The sequence below is a fragment of the Salinarchaeum laminariae genome (assembly GCF_023204835.1).
GTDB classification, from domain to species: domain Archaea; phylum Halobacteriota; class Halobacteria; order Halobacteriales; family Salinarchaeaceae; genus Salinarchaeum; species Salinarchaeum laminariae.
The window spans coordinates 2841328-2854841 of sequence record NZ_CP096270.1 but is presented as its reverse complement, the minus strand read 5'-3'; the positions used below and the strand labels follow the sequence as shown (position 1 = coordinate 2854841).

Genomic DNA, 13514 nt, shown 5'->3' with positions numbered 1-13514 from the left:
ATCGTGTTTTCCGCCATGGTAAATCCTGATCTTCGGGCCGAAGCACACGACCTCGACGTGACGGTCTGGGTCGGGAAGGGCGGCGTCGAGCCGGTGATCGAGGAGTGTTCCGACCAGCTCGCAAACAGCAAGTTGGTGAAGGCGAAGTTTCTCCGGGCAGCCCGCGGCGGAACGACCGTCGATGAGCTGGCCGACGAACTCGCCGAGGCGACCAACGCGGAGGTCGTCGAAACTCGCGGTAACACGGCGGTGTTTCATCGATGATTCCGCTGCAGGGTGGCCTGGGCCCGATCGGAAACCTCATCGAGGAGAACACTGATCTCGCCGTCGGGACGGTCGATACGATCTCGAGCCTCCTGATTTTCGTCGGGGCCTTTCTCGTCCTCTACCTGCTCGGCCGGTCCGTACTGCTACCGCTGGCTGGACGCGTGTTCAGGAGCCGTGGACTCGACGAGCACGCGCGCAAGCCGCTTCTGAAACTCGTCTGGTTCGTCCTGCTCTTCGTGGCGATGGCGATCGCCTTCGGCGCCGCGGGCTATGGCAGCTTTCTCTCTTCGCTGGCGGTCATCGCCGCGGCGGCGACACTCGCCGTCGGATTCGCGCTCCAGGACGTCATCAAGAACTTCGCCTCTGGAATCTTCATCTTCACCGAGCGGCCGTTTCGCATCGGCGATTGGATCGAGTGGGACGACCACTCCGGCGTCGTCGAGGACATTAGCCTCCGGGTGACCCGCGTACGGACCTTCGACAACGAGCTCCTGACCGTCGCGAACTCGGAACTCACCAACGGCGTGCTCAAGAACCCGGTCGCGAAGGATTCGCTCCGTCTGAAGTTCACCTTCGGCATCGGCTACGACGACGACATCGACGCCGCGACCGACATCGTCATCGAGGAGGCCGAGGCTCACGAGGGTATCCTCGACGATCCGGCACCCTCCGTGCGCCTCACCGAGCTGGGCGATTCCTACGTCGGTCTTCAGTCGCGGATCTGGATCGAGAACCCCTCCCGCGCCGACTTCGTCGGTGTCCGCGGGGAGTACGTACAGGACGTGAAGGAGCGCTTCGACGAGGAGGGCATCGACATTCCCTACCCGCACAGGACGCTCACCGGCGGCGTCGACGTCGTCGAGGTCGGCGGCGGCGCGGAGTAGACTTTCGTCGCTCGTCCGCAGACGCGTTTCTTCCGTCACCACCATTCGTTGACCGGCCACCTCGGTGTCGTCGACACCGGTTTTCGAGGCTTTTGCGCGCCCTGGTCGCGGGAGTAAGATTCACGGTCCCCTGGGGGGAACGACTGGGTATGCCAGACGTGCTCGCTGAGAGCCTCTCTGAGAAGGCAGTGATGGGGACAGATGGAGCGGAGATCGGATCGCTCTACAACATTACAGTGGATCTGGAGTCGGGCCAGCTCCGAAATCTCGTCGTCGTTCCACTCGAGGAGGGTCCGGACTTCGAGTTTAGCTTCGACGAGGACGGCCATTATCTCGTCCCCGTCAGCAGGGTGCAGTCCGTGCGGGACTACATCGTCGTCGAACGCTGACGCGCTCTTTTTGGAATGTACGTTCTCGACTCTTCGGCGTTCATCAACGAGTACCACACCGACGAGCCGACGGCTACGATCCCGCTCGTTCGCGAAGAACTGCAGGACGAGAGCGCCTACCGCTTCGACGCGATGGAGGGCTCCGGGATGCACGTCCACATCCCCAGCGAGGAGACCGTCGAGAAGGTCGAGCGGGCCGCCCGCGATCTCGGCGACTTCGAGGAGCTCTCCCGGACGGACGTTCGCCTCGTCGCTGCGACGTTCGAACTCGACGGTACCCTCGCCACCGACGACTACGCGATGCAGAACGTCGCGGACCGTCTCGGCGTCGACGTCGACGTGATCGCTCGCGAGGGCATCGAAGAGCAACGCGAGTGGCTGTTTCAGTGCCAGGGCTGCGGTCGAGAGTTCGACGATGACAAGGACCGCTGTCCGATCTGTGGCAGCGACCTCTCGCGGAAGAACCCCTCGAACGCGTAAGTCGCCCTCTCGTCGATAGCGTAAGTCGTCGTCCTCTCGATCACGTAGGTCGCCGTCTCGTCGATCACGACAGTCGCCGTCCTCTGGATGACGTCAGCCGTCGTCCCTTCGAGTACGGAAGCCCCTCGTGACTCCGACACCGTCGGTCGTCGTGACGCGACGGCGAGCGAGCGCTCCCGTGGAGCGTCGCTCAGTGGCCGAGCACTTCTGAGTGCCCCTCGCTCCCGCCGGCGTCGGTCGACTCGAGCCCGCGGCGAACGAGCTGACGGAGCACCTCTTGCTCGGTCAGGCCGTACTCGCGAGCTAGCGCCTCGACGCGATCGCCGAGATCGTCGTCACAGACGACGGAGTACCGCCTGGGCATAGCTGACACGTACTACCACAGGTGACCCAATAAATCCCTGTCAGACGACCGTCCGACCGAGGGCGTGCGCCGGCGCGTTATCGGCGGTCATTCGAGGCGATCGGCCGCAGCCGCGATCCACTGGCGACCTCACACGCTGGCGATGTCGACGTAGAGGAGCAGGAACTGCAACGCGTTGTAGCAGCCGTGCGCGACCGCGGGGACGATCAGGCGCTCCGTTCGTGCGTAGAGCCATCCGAGGATTATGGAGAGTGCAAAGACGATCGCCAGCGACGGAACGATCTGCGGGAGCGGATCCGTCGCGTACGCGCTGAAGTGGATCGCGCCGAAGACGAGGCTCGTGATGCCGATCGCAGTCCAGGTCTGGAACGTCTCGGTGAGACGTTTCTGGACGACGTTCCGGAAGACGAGCTCCTCACCTGGGCCGATGAAGAGAATCGAGATCGGCACCATCAACAGGAGCAACGAGGCGTCCCCCTGACGAGCCTGCTCGGCCAGCGAGTGCTCGGAGAAGCTGACGCCGAGCGTCGTCGCGAGAACCGAAATTCCGATCCAGACGCCGGTAAGCAGTACGATTCCCCCGACGACGTAGCCCGCGTCGCTGAGCCTCGGTGCGTCGAGATCGAGAAAGGACACGTCGTGCCGTGAGTTGTCGAGATAGAGCCAGGTGAACGCCACCGCGCCGAGCCCCGTGCCGACACCGGCGACCACGTTGATACCCAGATCGCTCAGGTTTCCCACGACCGGCGAAATCGCGAGGACGACGGCGAGCGCGCCGACCTGGATCGCGAGGAATCCGGCGAGACCGAGAATGACTGCGTAGATCGCCTCCTGCAGGCGGTTGTCACCATTGTGACCGTCGTCGCTCGTACCGACCTCCGCTGCCATACCCACGCTATCGGGCGTGGCCACATAGGCACACCGCAACGGGCGGAGACGTCGTCGCGGCCGGCCGAGGGTCCCGGTGCAGGTCTCGTCTGCGTTCAGTCGATCCAGCGCGCGTCTCGCTCGTCAATCGTCCGCGTTTCATCGGTCTGTTCGCCACGGAGCTGCGCTCGCGTCGCGTCTTTGCCCCACTCGACCGCGGGCTGATCGAACGCGTTCACGCCGAACAGCTCACCCGCGAGCACGCAGGCGGCTTCGAACTCGTAACACAGTTCGCCGATGCCGCGGGCGTCGACGGCGTCGATCTCGACTCTGAGAACCGGCCGCTCGGCAGCGGTCAGACTCGCCGTCGTCGCCGCACACTCGAGGTCGAGCAGCTCGCCGAGCTCCGAGCCGCGGAGATGGTCGAGGTCGTCGTCATCGGGCGACGGGACCGAGAGTGTCGGTCGGTGCTTCGGCCTGACCGTCGTCACCATCGTCGATTCTGGTCCGTCACGATAACACTGGAGCTGGGAGTGCTGGTCGGTCGCGCCGAGCGCTCGCTGGGGGACCTGCCCGACGCCGTCCTTCCCGAGGCTCTCCGCCCAGAGCTGGGCGAACCACTCGCCGAAGGGTTCCAGGGCCTCGGCGTAGGGCATCATCGCCGAAACGGTGGCGCCACGTTGGGCGAGGGCGTAGGACAGTGCTCCGTACGCGTAGGCGGGACACTCGAAGAGGCTCCCGGAGAGGGACGCTGCGCCGGACTCGCCGCCGGCCAGGATTGCCTCGACGTCGCCACCCGCGAGGGCCACAGGTGCCAGTCCGACCGGAGAGAGGGCACCGAACCGACCGGGAACGCCCTCCGGGACGCCGAGTGCGGGGAGCCCCTCTGCGTCGGCGAGCCGGTGGAGCGGCCCGGACTCGCCAGTCACGACGAGCGTTCGGTCGGTCCAGTCGACTCCGGCGTCGTCGAATGCGCCACGGACGATCTGGGCGTTGGCGAGCGTCTCGACGGTCGTCCCGGAGCGCGAGACGCAGACCAGCGCAGCGCGGTTCAGCTCGGTGGCGTCGAGCAGCTCTCGGGTCGCCGCGGGATCGACGTTGTCCAGCGTCTCGACGTCCGCGTCGGTCTCGACCGCTCTCGCCAGCGTCGCGGCACCGAGCGCTGATCCACCGATCCCGGCCACGAGTACGGTTTCGATCGGGTGTTTGGTCGCTTCCTTGATCCGATCCGTGGCCGATCGGATCGCATCGAGGTCCGTCGTTTCCGGGAGGTTCAGGGCGGCGTAGCCGAACTCGCCGTCCGCTCGTCCTGCTTCGATTCGCTCGTGAGCGTCGGCGACGCGATCGTCGAGCCGTTCGAGCGAGGATCGGTCGACGCCGGGGGCGGCCCGTTCGGCGAGCGCACCGGCGATGTCGACGTGCATACGAGTCGATGCCAGCGGAGGCCGCAAAAGCGTTCGGAGTGGGATCGGATTCGTCGCGGTGGTGAAAGATGAGAGAGAGAGATCGGTACTCGCGAGTGAAGTACGAATTCCCGCGAAGGGACGGGAATTGCCACCGACCCAAACCGTTTCACCGCCGACGGTTCAGGTGGTAGCATGAGCGAGAGTCTCTCCCTGCTCGTCGTGGGCGCACATCCCGACGACTGTTCGATCAAGGCCGGCGGCATCGCCGCGAAATACGTCGCGGCTGACCACGACGTCACCTTCCTCTCGGTGACCGACGGCAGCGCTGGTCACCAGGAGATGGGTCGCACGAAGCTCGCGGATCGCCGCCGCCGCGAGACGCAAGCGGTCGCGGAGACGCTCGGGATCGACTACGACGTGTTCGATCTCCCCGACGGCGAACTCGAGCCGACTCTCGACAACCGCCGGAAGCTCATCCGGTACGTTCGCGAGGTCGATCCCGATCTCGTGCTCGGCCCACGACCAAACGACTACCATCCCGACCACCGCTACACCGCCCAGCTGCTCCAGGACGCGGCCTACTCGCTGATCGTCCCGAACGTCTGTCCCGACACCGACGCCCTCGCGGCGAACCCCGTCTTCGGCTACGTCGCCGACCACTTCCAGAAGCCTGCGCCCTTCGAGCCGACCGTCGTCCTCGACGTGAGCGACGTCGTCGAGGAAAAAGTCGATGCACTCCACTGCCACGAGTCCCAGATGTACGAGTGGCTGCCCTACACCTTCGGCGAGCTGGACTCGGTCCCCGACGACGAGGACGACCGCCGCGAGTGGCTCGCCGAGGACGGCCTCGGACATCTGACCGAGAACACGGAGATGAACGTCGCGGACCGATTCCGCGACGAGCTGCGAGATCGGTACGGCGAGTCCGATGGAGCGGCCGTCGAACACGCCGAAGCCGTCGAGATCTCCGAATACGGCGCGCCGTTGACCGACGAGCGCAAGGAGCGGCTTTTCTTCTTCTGATCCGTCTCACCGGTTCCCTGGAGTGTGGTCGAGCGATCTCCTCGAAACCCTTGCGACCGCCGTGATCCAGCACCCGGGATTAAGACGCTCCGCGCCAATCCTCCGAGTGATGGCAGACACTCGACGCGTCGTGCTCGACGTGCTGAAACCACACGATCCGCCGCTGCTTCGTTTCACCGACGGCATCGCTGAGGCCGAATCAGTGACGGGAGCGACGGGGACGCTCGTCGAACTCGACGAAGACGTTCAGAACGTCTCGGTGACCGTCGAGGGCGAGAACCTCGATTTCCAGGCGGTCGAAGCGGCGATCGAGGATCTCGGCGGCACCGTCCACTCCGTCGATCAGGTCGCGAGCGGGGACCACGTCGTCGAACGCCGCCGAACGCCACAGGATCGATAATCCGTGCCACAGAGTCGCCGTCGAATCCTGGTCGATCTCCTCCGCGACGAGGACGTCCGCTCGATCGCTCGCCGCTACTTCGTCTCCAACGGGTTCGACGGCACGCTGACCTGCGTCGGCGTCGTCGTTGGCGCGGTGCTCTCCGGCGTCTCCGACGGCTCGACGGTGATAACCGTCGGGCTCGGCGCCGCCGTCGGACTCGGCACTTCGGCGCTCTGGAGCGTCTGGGAGATCGAGCGCGCCGAGACGAAAGCCGAGATCCTCCGACTCGAGCAGGCCATGTTGACGGATCTCGACGACACCCGGATCGAGCGGTCACAGCGCGGCGCTCGCGTCGTCCACGCGCTCGCGAGCGGACTCGGGCCGACGATCGGGGTTCTCGTGCCTCTCTCCCCGTTTCTGGTCGAGGGAAGCTACCTCACGATGACCCAGGCGGGAGCGGTCAGCGTCGCACTCGGCGTCGGAGTCCTCAGCGTCTTCGGCGCCTACATGGGCTCGATCTCCGGCCAGCGATGGTACGTCTCGGCCGCACGGATGGGGCTGGCTGGACTCGTCGTCGCGGCGATCAACGTTCTCTTGCCGGGGTGAAGCCGCCGGTTTCCTCTACGTCTGGCGTGCACTTTGCCATCCGACGAGTAGCATCGCCGGCGTACCGATCGCGAGAACGACGGCCAACACAGCCCAGTCGGCGAAGCCGAGCGGCACCGTTCCGAAGTACTCCCGGAGCGGCGTATAGAGGATCGCGAGCTGCAGGGTGAGTGAGCTGAGCACTGCCAGCGCGAGCCAGCGGTTCGTGAGCACCGGCGTGTCTCGCGCCCACCTGACGACGTAGAGCTTCGCGAACTCGAGGACCACGAAGCCCGTGAACACCATCGTCATCGCGTAGGCGGTCATCGAGCTGGCGCCGTCGAGGGTCACGAACAGCAACCCCAGCATGAGCGTCGTCGCAACGGCCCCCACGCCACCGATGAGCCCGACCATCGGTCGGTCGACGATCCCTCCGATTCGACCTCTGGGATCGCGCTCCATGACGTCACCGCCGGGGTCCGCACCGAGGGCGAGCGCCGGCAGTCCGTCGGTCAGGAGATTGATCCAGAGCAACTGCACGGCGGGGAGTACCAGATACCCGAACAGCGACGCGATCAACACGACGGCGACCTCGGCGACGTTCGCGCTGAGCAGGTAGGCGACGAACTTCCAGACGTTGTCGAAGATCGTTCGCCCGCGCCGGATCGCGTTGCGGATCGTCGCGTAGTCGTCGTCGAGCAGGACGACGTCGCTGGCCTGCTTCGCGACCTCGGTCCCGCGGATGCCCATCGCGATCCCGACGTCGGCGTTCTTGAGTGCCGGCGCGTCGTTGACGCCGTCGCCCGTCATCGCGACCCGGTGGCCGTTCGCCTGGAGCGCCTGCAGGATTCGCACCTTGTGAGTGGGATCGGCCCGCGCGAACACGTGGACGTCCTCGACGTGCTCGCGAAGTGTCGCGTCGTCCATTGCCTCGATCTCGCTCCCCGTCAGTACCGTCGAGTCGATCCCCACGTCGGCCGCAACGGCCTTCGCCGTCGTCGGATTGTCGCCAGTGATCATCGTGACGTCGATGCCCGCCCGCTGGGTGTCGGCAATCGCGTCGGCGACCTCCGGCCTGGGCGGATCGAGCAACCCCTGGAGGCCGACGAAGACGAGGTTGGACTCGGGATCGACAGCATCGGCATCGACGGCATCGGCATCGACGGCACCCGCACCGACGGCATCCGCATTGCCCGCACCCGAACCGACGGTATCTGCGTCAGATGGATCGCTCTCCGCGGTGGCGGATCGGTCACGATAGGCGAAGCCGAGCACCCGGAGTGCGTCCCCGGCAAACGTGTCGATCTGCTCGCGAATCCGGTCGCGGTCCGCCTCGTCGAGCGGTTCCGGACCGTCGGGACCGAGCACGCGAGTCGACGCGTCGAGCACGACCGCTGGTGCACCCTTGACGAACACCGCATCGTCGTGGACCGTCGTCATCAGCTTGCGTTCCGAGGAGAATGGTACCTCGTCGCGGCGCGGTCGGTCGGCACGGAGCTGCTCGACGTCGAAGCGACGCTCGGCTGCCCCGATGAGTGCTTGCTCGGTCGGATCGCCGTCCTCGATTGTCGCGTCATTACAGACTGCGCCGATTTCGAGGAGCCGATCGAGCCGCTTCTCGCCAGCAGCCGCCGGCGAGCCGTCGGTCTCGGCGCTGCTCGATGCGGCGTCGCCCCCGTCCTTTCCATTACTACCGTCCTTTCCATCACCGCCGCCGTCGGTGACGATGAATCCGCCGTCGACGTCGCCCGTCTCGTAGGTCTCGTCGTACACCCAGGCCGCCCGGACGCGCATCTCGCCCTCCGTCAGCGTCCCGGTCTTGTCGGTACACACGACGTCGATCGCACCGAGCGCCTCGACGGCCGGGAGGGCCCGCACCAGCGCGTCCTCGCTGGCCATCCGTCGCACGCCGAGTGCGAGCGTCAACGTCACCACTGCCGGCAACCCTTCGGGAACGGCAGCTACAGCCAGCGAGACGGCCGTGAGCGTTGACTCGACGAGCGATCGGCCGCCGACGAGAACGAGCAGTGGGACGACGACCGCGGAGAGTGCCACCACTCCCAGCCCGAGCCGCTTGCCGAGCCGGTCCAGGTCCTGTTGGAGCGGGGTCTGGCGATCCTCCGCGGCCTGCAGCGAGGTGGCGATCGCGCCGACCTCGGTGTCCATTCCGGTGGCGACGACGACTGCGACCGCCGAGCCGCGAGTGATGCTGGTCCCCTTGTAACACATCGACGTCCGTTCGGCGAGTGGGGTCTCGGCCGCGACCGACTGCGCGGCCTTCTCGACTGGGACGCTCTCCCCGGTGAGTGGCGCCTCGTCGATCTCCAGCGAGGTTTCCTCGAGGAGACGGCAGTCGGCCGGCACCACGTCTCCTTGCTCGAAGACGACGACGTCGCCGGGAACGAGGCCGGTCGCGTCGATCGACTGTTCCTCACCTCCCCGGCGAACCGTGACCGTCGGCGTCGCCAGATCCTGCAGCGCTTCGAGGCTCTGCTCCGCGCGATACTCCTGGACGAACCCGAAGACGCCGTTCGCGAGGAGAATGATCGCAATCAGGACGGCGTCGACGACGTGGCCGATCGCGACGGAGAGGATCGCCGCCCCGATCAGTACCCAGATCAACCCGCTCGCGAACTGCGCGAGAAAGATTCCGAGCGGGCCGCGGACCTCACCCGACGTGAGCTCGTTCGGTCCGACCCGCTCGAGTCGCTCGGCGGCGGTCTCGCTGGAGAGCCCCTCGCGTGACGTATCGATCTCGTCGGTGACGGCGTCCGTCGAGCGGGAGTGCCAGTCCATTAGGAACTGCTGGGTCCGGTGGCCAGTCTCCGCTCACGGGGTCCACATCCACGCCGAGAAGTGCCGGTACTGCTCTGAGGGTCGTCGTTCATAGCCAGACCAACGGTGGCCACCACCACAGTGGTTTCCCCATCACGGCGATTGCCGAGCCCCCATCGAGGAACGGATTCTGTCTCATTTGGACCCGCTGCACAGCCTGGGATTTGAATCGAGGGAAGACAGTCCGTGGTGCTCGCTCACTTCGTTCGCTGCGCTCCCGGGCGTGACTTCTAGGGTTCAAATCTCACGAGGAGCATTTGCTCCTCACGTTCGTTCGTCGCAAAATGCACCGTCTGGGATTTGAACCCAGGTCTTCGGCTCGAAAGGCCAAAATGATTGGCCGGACTACACCAACGGTGCCTTCACTTGGCCGAATGCAGCGGATACAATAAATGCCTTCGATTGACGCTGGCAGGCGGGACGACTGGATCACGGGACTGCCAAACTGTCTCCGTCTCCAGCATCCACATCGGTGTTTGTGCTTGACATCGCGCACACGTGACGAAATGGTAGGATTCTCTCGATGTACTGGGACTGAGTCCGTAGCCCCAGTGAGAGCAATTTCCGGACTGTCTCACACTTGGGGCTACAATCGATGGGCGTCGATGCCATCGAGTGGGGGTCGTGCTGAAATCGGCCCGGAACGCAACTTTATTGCAGATAATTCTACAATGCATAGTATGGTTACGAGACGATCATTGCTCAAGGCCGCGGGCACCAGCCTCTCCGTGGCTCTGGCTGGTTGTGCAGGCTTACTATCATCGAGTGGTGGCGACGGCGAATCGGTCCGTGATGCATTCATCGGCCATCCTGAACTCTACCAATCCGTCGAGAGCACGAGTGAGCCGTCCGAGAATTGGAACCTTCGAACGAAGTTGCGTGACGTCGAAGGGTTGCGAGAGTCCGAGTCCAACGTCGCCGACAGATATTTTGAACCCGATGCACTCGCTGGATCCGTCCCCGAGGGCGGCGTCGCTGCGATCGACGAAGTGGACGTTGCAGTATTCAGCAAGGCGGACGCAAAGTGGTCCGACGATCGCTACGTCGAGTCTACGTCGGGATACGTCGGTGGGAACGTTGATCCGAGTGCGTACAATCCGCCGACCGATGCATCGCCGACGCAGTTCGAGCACCAGGGGTTCGACTGCTCGCTGATACCTGGGGAATCTGCGGTCGCCGTTCGGGACGGGGAGATGATACAGGCCGATGCCAGATACGCCACTGCGGTGACGGGCGAGGACAAGGGGCCAATTGCGCGAGCCCTACTCAAGAACGAAATCGAAGACATCGAGGCGCGGTCGAGTTACGAAAACTGGTTGACCAAACCCCTCGACGCGTTCGGATCCAATCACTTCTTGTGGATCCACTTGAGCCAGGCGGGTGCCGGGGAACCCAAACAGATCGAGCTCGTGGGACGAGAAATCAACGGTGAGACGAAGACTGCTCGCGCGCTCTTGGGAGGATCGACCGTCGACGCGTTCGAGACGAAGTGGGATCCAGACGTTGTTCACAGGACTGTCGAGTTGGAGTTGGGTGTGGGTCGTGGGGAGCTGGATGTCTCCATATCGAAAGGGTCCAGGTACGGCATGGCCTCGGCAACGGTTACGACGTAAGATGCGAATTTGGGCTCAGATGCCTGATCGAGATTGATCTGCTCTCAGCGTCCCTTGCCCGTCGGCATTCGGGATCAAAACGCATTCCAGGTCCCCCAATTTTCTATACAGGTATGCACCACGTCCGATTCCGCGACCCCGCGGGCGCCGTCCGCAAAGGGACCTGGACCGACGACGGCGTAGCATTCGCTGGCCGCGAGTACGATCTCGAGGAGGTCGACGTGCTCGCACCGTGTGAGCCTTCGAAGATCGTCTGCATCGGCCGGAACTACGTCGCCCACGCCGACGAGCGCGACGAGGACGTACCGGATCGCCCGCTGCTCTTCCTCAAACCGCCGAACACGGTCGCGAGCCACGGCGACACCGTAGAACTCCCCGCTGGCAAGGAGACGCTCGAGTACGAGGCCGAACTCGGCGTCGTGATCGGGGAACAGTGCCGCGACGTCAGCGAGGCGGACGCCGAGTCCGTCATCGCTGGCTACACCTGCGGCGTCGACCTCTCGAACCGCGACGACCAGTCTCGCGAGCAGAACTGGGTACGTGGGAAGGCCTTCGACGGCGCCGCGCCGCTCGGCCCCGTCCTCGCGACGCCCGATGAGCTCCCTGGCGACGCGCGGATTCGGCTCTGGCAGAACGGCGAGCTTCGTCAGGATGCCACGCTGGACCAGCTCGTCTTCCCGATCCCCGAGTTGATCGCCGAGATCACCAGCTACCTGACCCTCGAACCCGGCGACGTCGTTCTGACGGGGACGCCGGAAGGCGTCGGCCCGCTCGCTGATGGCGACGAGATTGCGGTTGAGGTCGAGGGCGTCGGCCGGCTGGAGCACGACGTGACGATTCCTGAGTAACGCTTCCCGCCGTTGGTCCCGACCACCCCGCTCGCTCCACGTCTCCGACCGGTTGCTCACTCCGCGACGTTCACGAACTCGATAGAGCCGTCGTCGGTGTCGACGATCGCGACGCTGTGCTCGGAGGCCGGTACCGCCTGGAACAGCGCGCCGGGGTTGAGGACGGTTGCCTCGCCGACCGTCCGCTCGACGGCCTCGTGGTGATGGCCGTGACAGACGAGATCGTACTCGCCGCTGGCGGCCAACTCCTCGACCGCCTCGAGATCCTCGCCGTGCAGGGCCGCGATCTCGAACCCGTCGAAGCTGAGGGCCGCGAACCGACCGTGCAGCGCCGAATCGGTGCTGAGATTTCTAAATGCCGATTCGAGTCCGTCTAGCTCCCCGTCGTTGTTCCCGAGCACTGCGTGGACGTCCAGCCCGTCGAAGTAGGCGACGACGGGCGGGGCGATCACGTCGCCGCAGTGAACCACGGTCTCGACCTCGCGTGATTCGAATGCTGCTACAGCCCGTTCGACCGCTTCGACGTTGTCGTGGGTGTCGGAGATGACGCCGACGTGCATGCCTGATGGTTCGATTGCCGCTGGCAAAAGCGCCGGTGCTCCTGGCAGAGGGGATCGCACGTGGACCCGCTTGCGGAGGCGTTACCGACGGTCGAACGCGCAAGCGACAAAGCCCGGGGCCACGACCGAGCGAACATGGACGTCTACGGACTCATCGGAAATCCCGTCGGTCACTCTCTCTCGCCGCCGATGCACGAGGCTGGGTACGACGAACTCGGGATCGACGCGCGCTACGTCACCTTCGAACCGGAGGACGCAGCCGCGGCGATCCGGGCCGCCGCAGACCTCGACGTCGCGGGCCTGAACGTCACGATTCCGTTCAAACAGGACGTCCTCGACGTCGTCGATCCTGACGCGACCGCAGAGCGCGTGGGCGCGGTCAACACCGTCGACTTCTCGGGCGATCATCCGACCGGCCACAACACCGACGTCGCGGGAGTCCGCCGGAGCTTCGCCCACCACGACTTCGATCTCGAGGGCGCGACTGCCGTTCAGGTCGGTGCGGGTGGTGCCGGCCGCGCGATCGCGTTCGCGCTCGCGGACGCCGGCGCGACGGTCCACGTCGCGAATCGGACGGCCTCGAACGCCCACGATCTCGCCGCCGACGTGCCCGGCGCGACCGGTCACGAACTCGACGCCGTTCCCGAGCTTCTCGCCGACGCGGACGTGCTCGCGAACGCGACCAGCGTCGGCATGGAGGAGGACGAATCGCCGATCGCCCCAGAGCCACTCCACGACGACCTCGTCGTCTTCGACGCCGTCTACAGCCCGCTGGAGACCAGGCTGCTCCGCGACGCTGCCGCCGCCGGAGCCCGGACGATCGACGGCGGCTGGATGCTGCTCTACCAGGGCGTCGCGGCCTTCGAACGCTGGACGGGCCGGGACGCTCCGGTCGACGCGATGAACGCCGCGCTGCGTGACCATCTGGCGTAGTGCTGGTAGCCGCCACTCCGCGATTCCGTCCGCTCGCCCGCTGAGTCGGTGGCATTAACACCGGGGCCGGACCTACAG

At 65.4% G+C, this 13514-nt stretch carries 15 protein-coding genes and 1 tRNA gene; 10 read left to right on the top strand and 6 right to left on the bottom strand.

Features of this window, described 5'->3' with window-relative positions; translation table 11 throughout:
* Positions 1-15: 15 nt before the first annotated feature.
* The 4 genes from MXF70_RS13655 (at position 16) to MXF70_RS13640 (ending at position 2020) form a co-directional block, all read left to right on the top strand.
* Complete coding sequence (locus tag MXF70_RS13655) at positions 16-264, top strand: YhbY family RNA-binding protein (protein WP_248516217.1); 249 nt, start codon at positions 16-18, stop codon at positions 262-264.
* The gene (locus MXF70_RS13650; protein WP_248516216.1) at positions 261-1151 is read left to right on the top strand and encodes a mechanosensitive ion channel family protein; all 891 of its coding nucleotides are present in this window, start codon (positions 261-263) and stop codon (positions 1149-1151) included. The genes MXF70_RS13655 and MXF70_RS13650 overlap by 4 nt, the downstream gene beginning before the upstream one ends.
* 149 nt (positions 1152-1300) lie before the next feature.
* Positions 1301-1540, top strand: a complete 240-nt coding sequence (locus MXF70_RS13645; RefSeq protein ID WP_248516215.1) for a PRC-barrel domain-containing protein — start codon at positions 1301-1303, stop codon at positions 1538-1540.
* A 15-nt stretch (positions 1541-1555) separates the two neighbouring features.
* The gene (locus MXF70_RS13640; RefSeq protein ID WP_248516214.1) at positions 1556-2020 is read left to right on the top strand and encodes an NOB1 family endonuclease; all 465 of its coding nucleotides are present in this window, start codon (positions 1556-1558) and stop codon (positions 2018-2020) included.
* A 190-nt stretch (positions 2021-2210) separates the two neighbouring features.
* Here MXF70_RS13640 and MXF70_RS13635 read toward each other — a convergent pair whose 3' ends face one another.
* The 3 genes from MXF70_RS13635 to MXF70_RS13625 all read right to left on the bottom strand — a co-directional run bounded on the left by MXF70_RS13635 (position 2211) and on the right by MXF70_RS13625 (position 4675).
* Positions 2211-2384 carry a ribbon-helix-helix domain-containing protein gene (locus tag MXF70_RS13635; RefSeq protein ID WP_248516213.1) on the bottom strand — a complete coding sequence of 58 codons (174 nt, stop codon included), beginning with the start codon at positions 2382-2384 and terminating at the stop codon, positions 2211-2213.
* 129 nt (positions 2385-2513) lie between these two features.
* Positions 2514-3272, bottom strand: coding sequence for a CPBP family intramembrane glutamic endopeptidase (locus MXF70_RS13630; protein ID WP_248516212.1), 759 nt, complete (start codon positions 3270-3272; stop codon positions 2514-2516).
* A 95-nt stretch (positions 3273-3367) separates the two neighbouring features.
* Entirely contained in the window at positions 3368-4675 is a 1308-nt protein-coding gene (locus tag MXF70_RS13625) for a phosphoglucose isomerase-related protein (protein ID WP_248516211.1), read from the bottom strand.
* Positions 4676-4849: 174 nt separating this feature from the next.
* On the opposite strand from MXF70_RS13625, the gene MXF70_RS13620 reads away from it, so the two are divergent.
* The 3 genes from MXF70_RS13620 to MXF70_RS13610 all read left to right on the top strand — a co-directional run bounded on the left by MXF70_RS13620 (position 4850) and on the right by MXF70_RS13610 (position 6668).
* Positions 4850-5680, top strand: coding sequence for a PIG-L deacetylase family protein (locus MXF70_RS13620; protein WP_248516210.1), 831 nt, complete (start codon positions 4850-4852; stop codon positions 5678-5680).
* Between the two features lie 109 nt (positions 5681-5789).
* The gene (locus MXF70_RS13615; protein WP_248516209.1) at positions 5790-6080 is read left to right on the top strand and encodes a DUF211 domain-containing protein; all 291 of its coding nucleotides are present in this window, start codon (positions 5790-5792) and stop codon (positions 6078-6080) included.
* 3 nt (positions 6081-6083) lie between these two features.
* Positions 6084-6668 carry a VIT1/CCC1 transporter family protein gene (locus tag MXF70_RS13610; protein ID WP_248516208.1) on the top strand — a complete coding sequence of 195 codons (585 nt, stop codon included), beginning with the start codon at positions 6084-6086 and terminating at the stop codon, positions 6666-6668.
* A 15-nt stretch (positions 6669-6683) separates the two neighbouring features.
* Here the strand turns inward: MXF70_RS13610 and MXF70_RS13605 are convergent, their stop codons facing one another.
* Together MXF70_RS13605 and MXF70_RS13600 are read right to left on the bottom strand one after the other, a co-directional pair.
* Positions 6684-9443 carry a cation-translocating P-type ATPase gene (locus MXF70_RS13605; RefSeq protein WP_248516207.1) on the bottom strand — a complete coding sequence of 920 codons (2760 nt, stop codon included), beginning with the start codon at positions 9441-9443 and terminating at the stop codon, positions 6684-6686.
* Positions 9444-9767: 324 nt separating this feature from the next.
* Positions 9768-9842, bottom strand: a tRNA-Glu gene (locus MXF70_RS13600).
* 245 nt (positions 9843-10087) lie between these two features.
* Between MXF70_RS13600 and MXF70_RS13595 the strand changes: the two genes are divergently transcribed.
* Both MXF70_RS13595 and MXF70_RS13590 read left to right on the top strand, forming a co-directional pair.
* Entirely contained in the window at positions 10088-11095 is a 1008-nt protein-coding gene (locus MXF70_RS13595) for a hypothetical protein (protein ID WP_248516206.1), read from the top strand.
* Positions 11096-11208: 113 nt separating this feature from the next.
* A complete protein-coding gene (locus MXF70_RS13590) occupies positions 11209-11943 on the top strand; it encodes a fumarylacetoacetate hydrolase family protein (protein ID WP_248516205.1) in 735 nt (244 codons plus the stop codon).
* Between the two features lie 56 nt (positions 11944-11999).
* On the opposite strand, the gene MXF70_RS13585 is transcribed toward MXF70_RS13590, so the two are convergent.
* A complete protein-coding gene (locus MXF70_RS13585) occupies positions 12000-12503 on the bottom strand; it encodes a metallophosphoesterase (RefSeq protein WP_248516204.1) in 504 nt (167 codons plus the stop codon).
* Positions 12504-12638: 135 nt separating this feature from the next.
* Between MXF70_RS13585 and MXF70_RS13580 the strand changes: the two genes are divergently transcribed.
* Positions 12639-13436, top strand: coding sequence for a shikimate dehydrogenase (locus MXF70_RS13580; protein ID WP_248518407.1), 798 nt, complete (start codon positions 12639-12641; stop codon positions 13434-13436).
* The last annotated feature ends 78 nt before the right edge of the window (positions 13437-13514 follow it).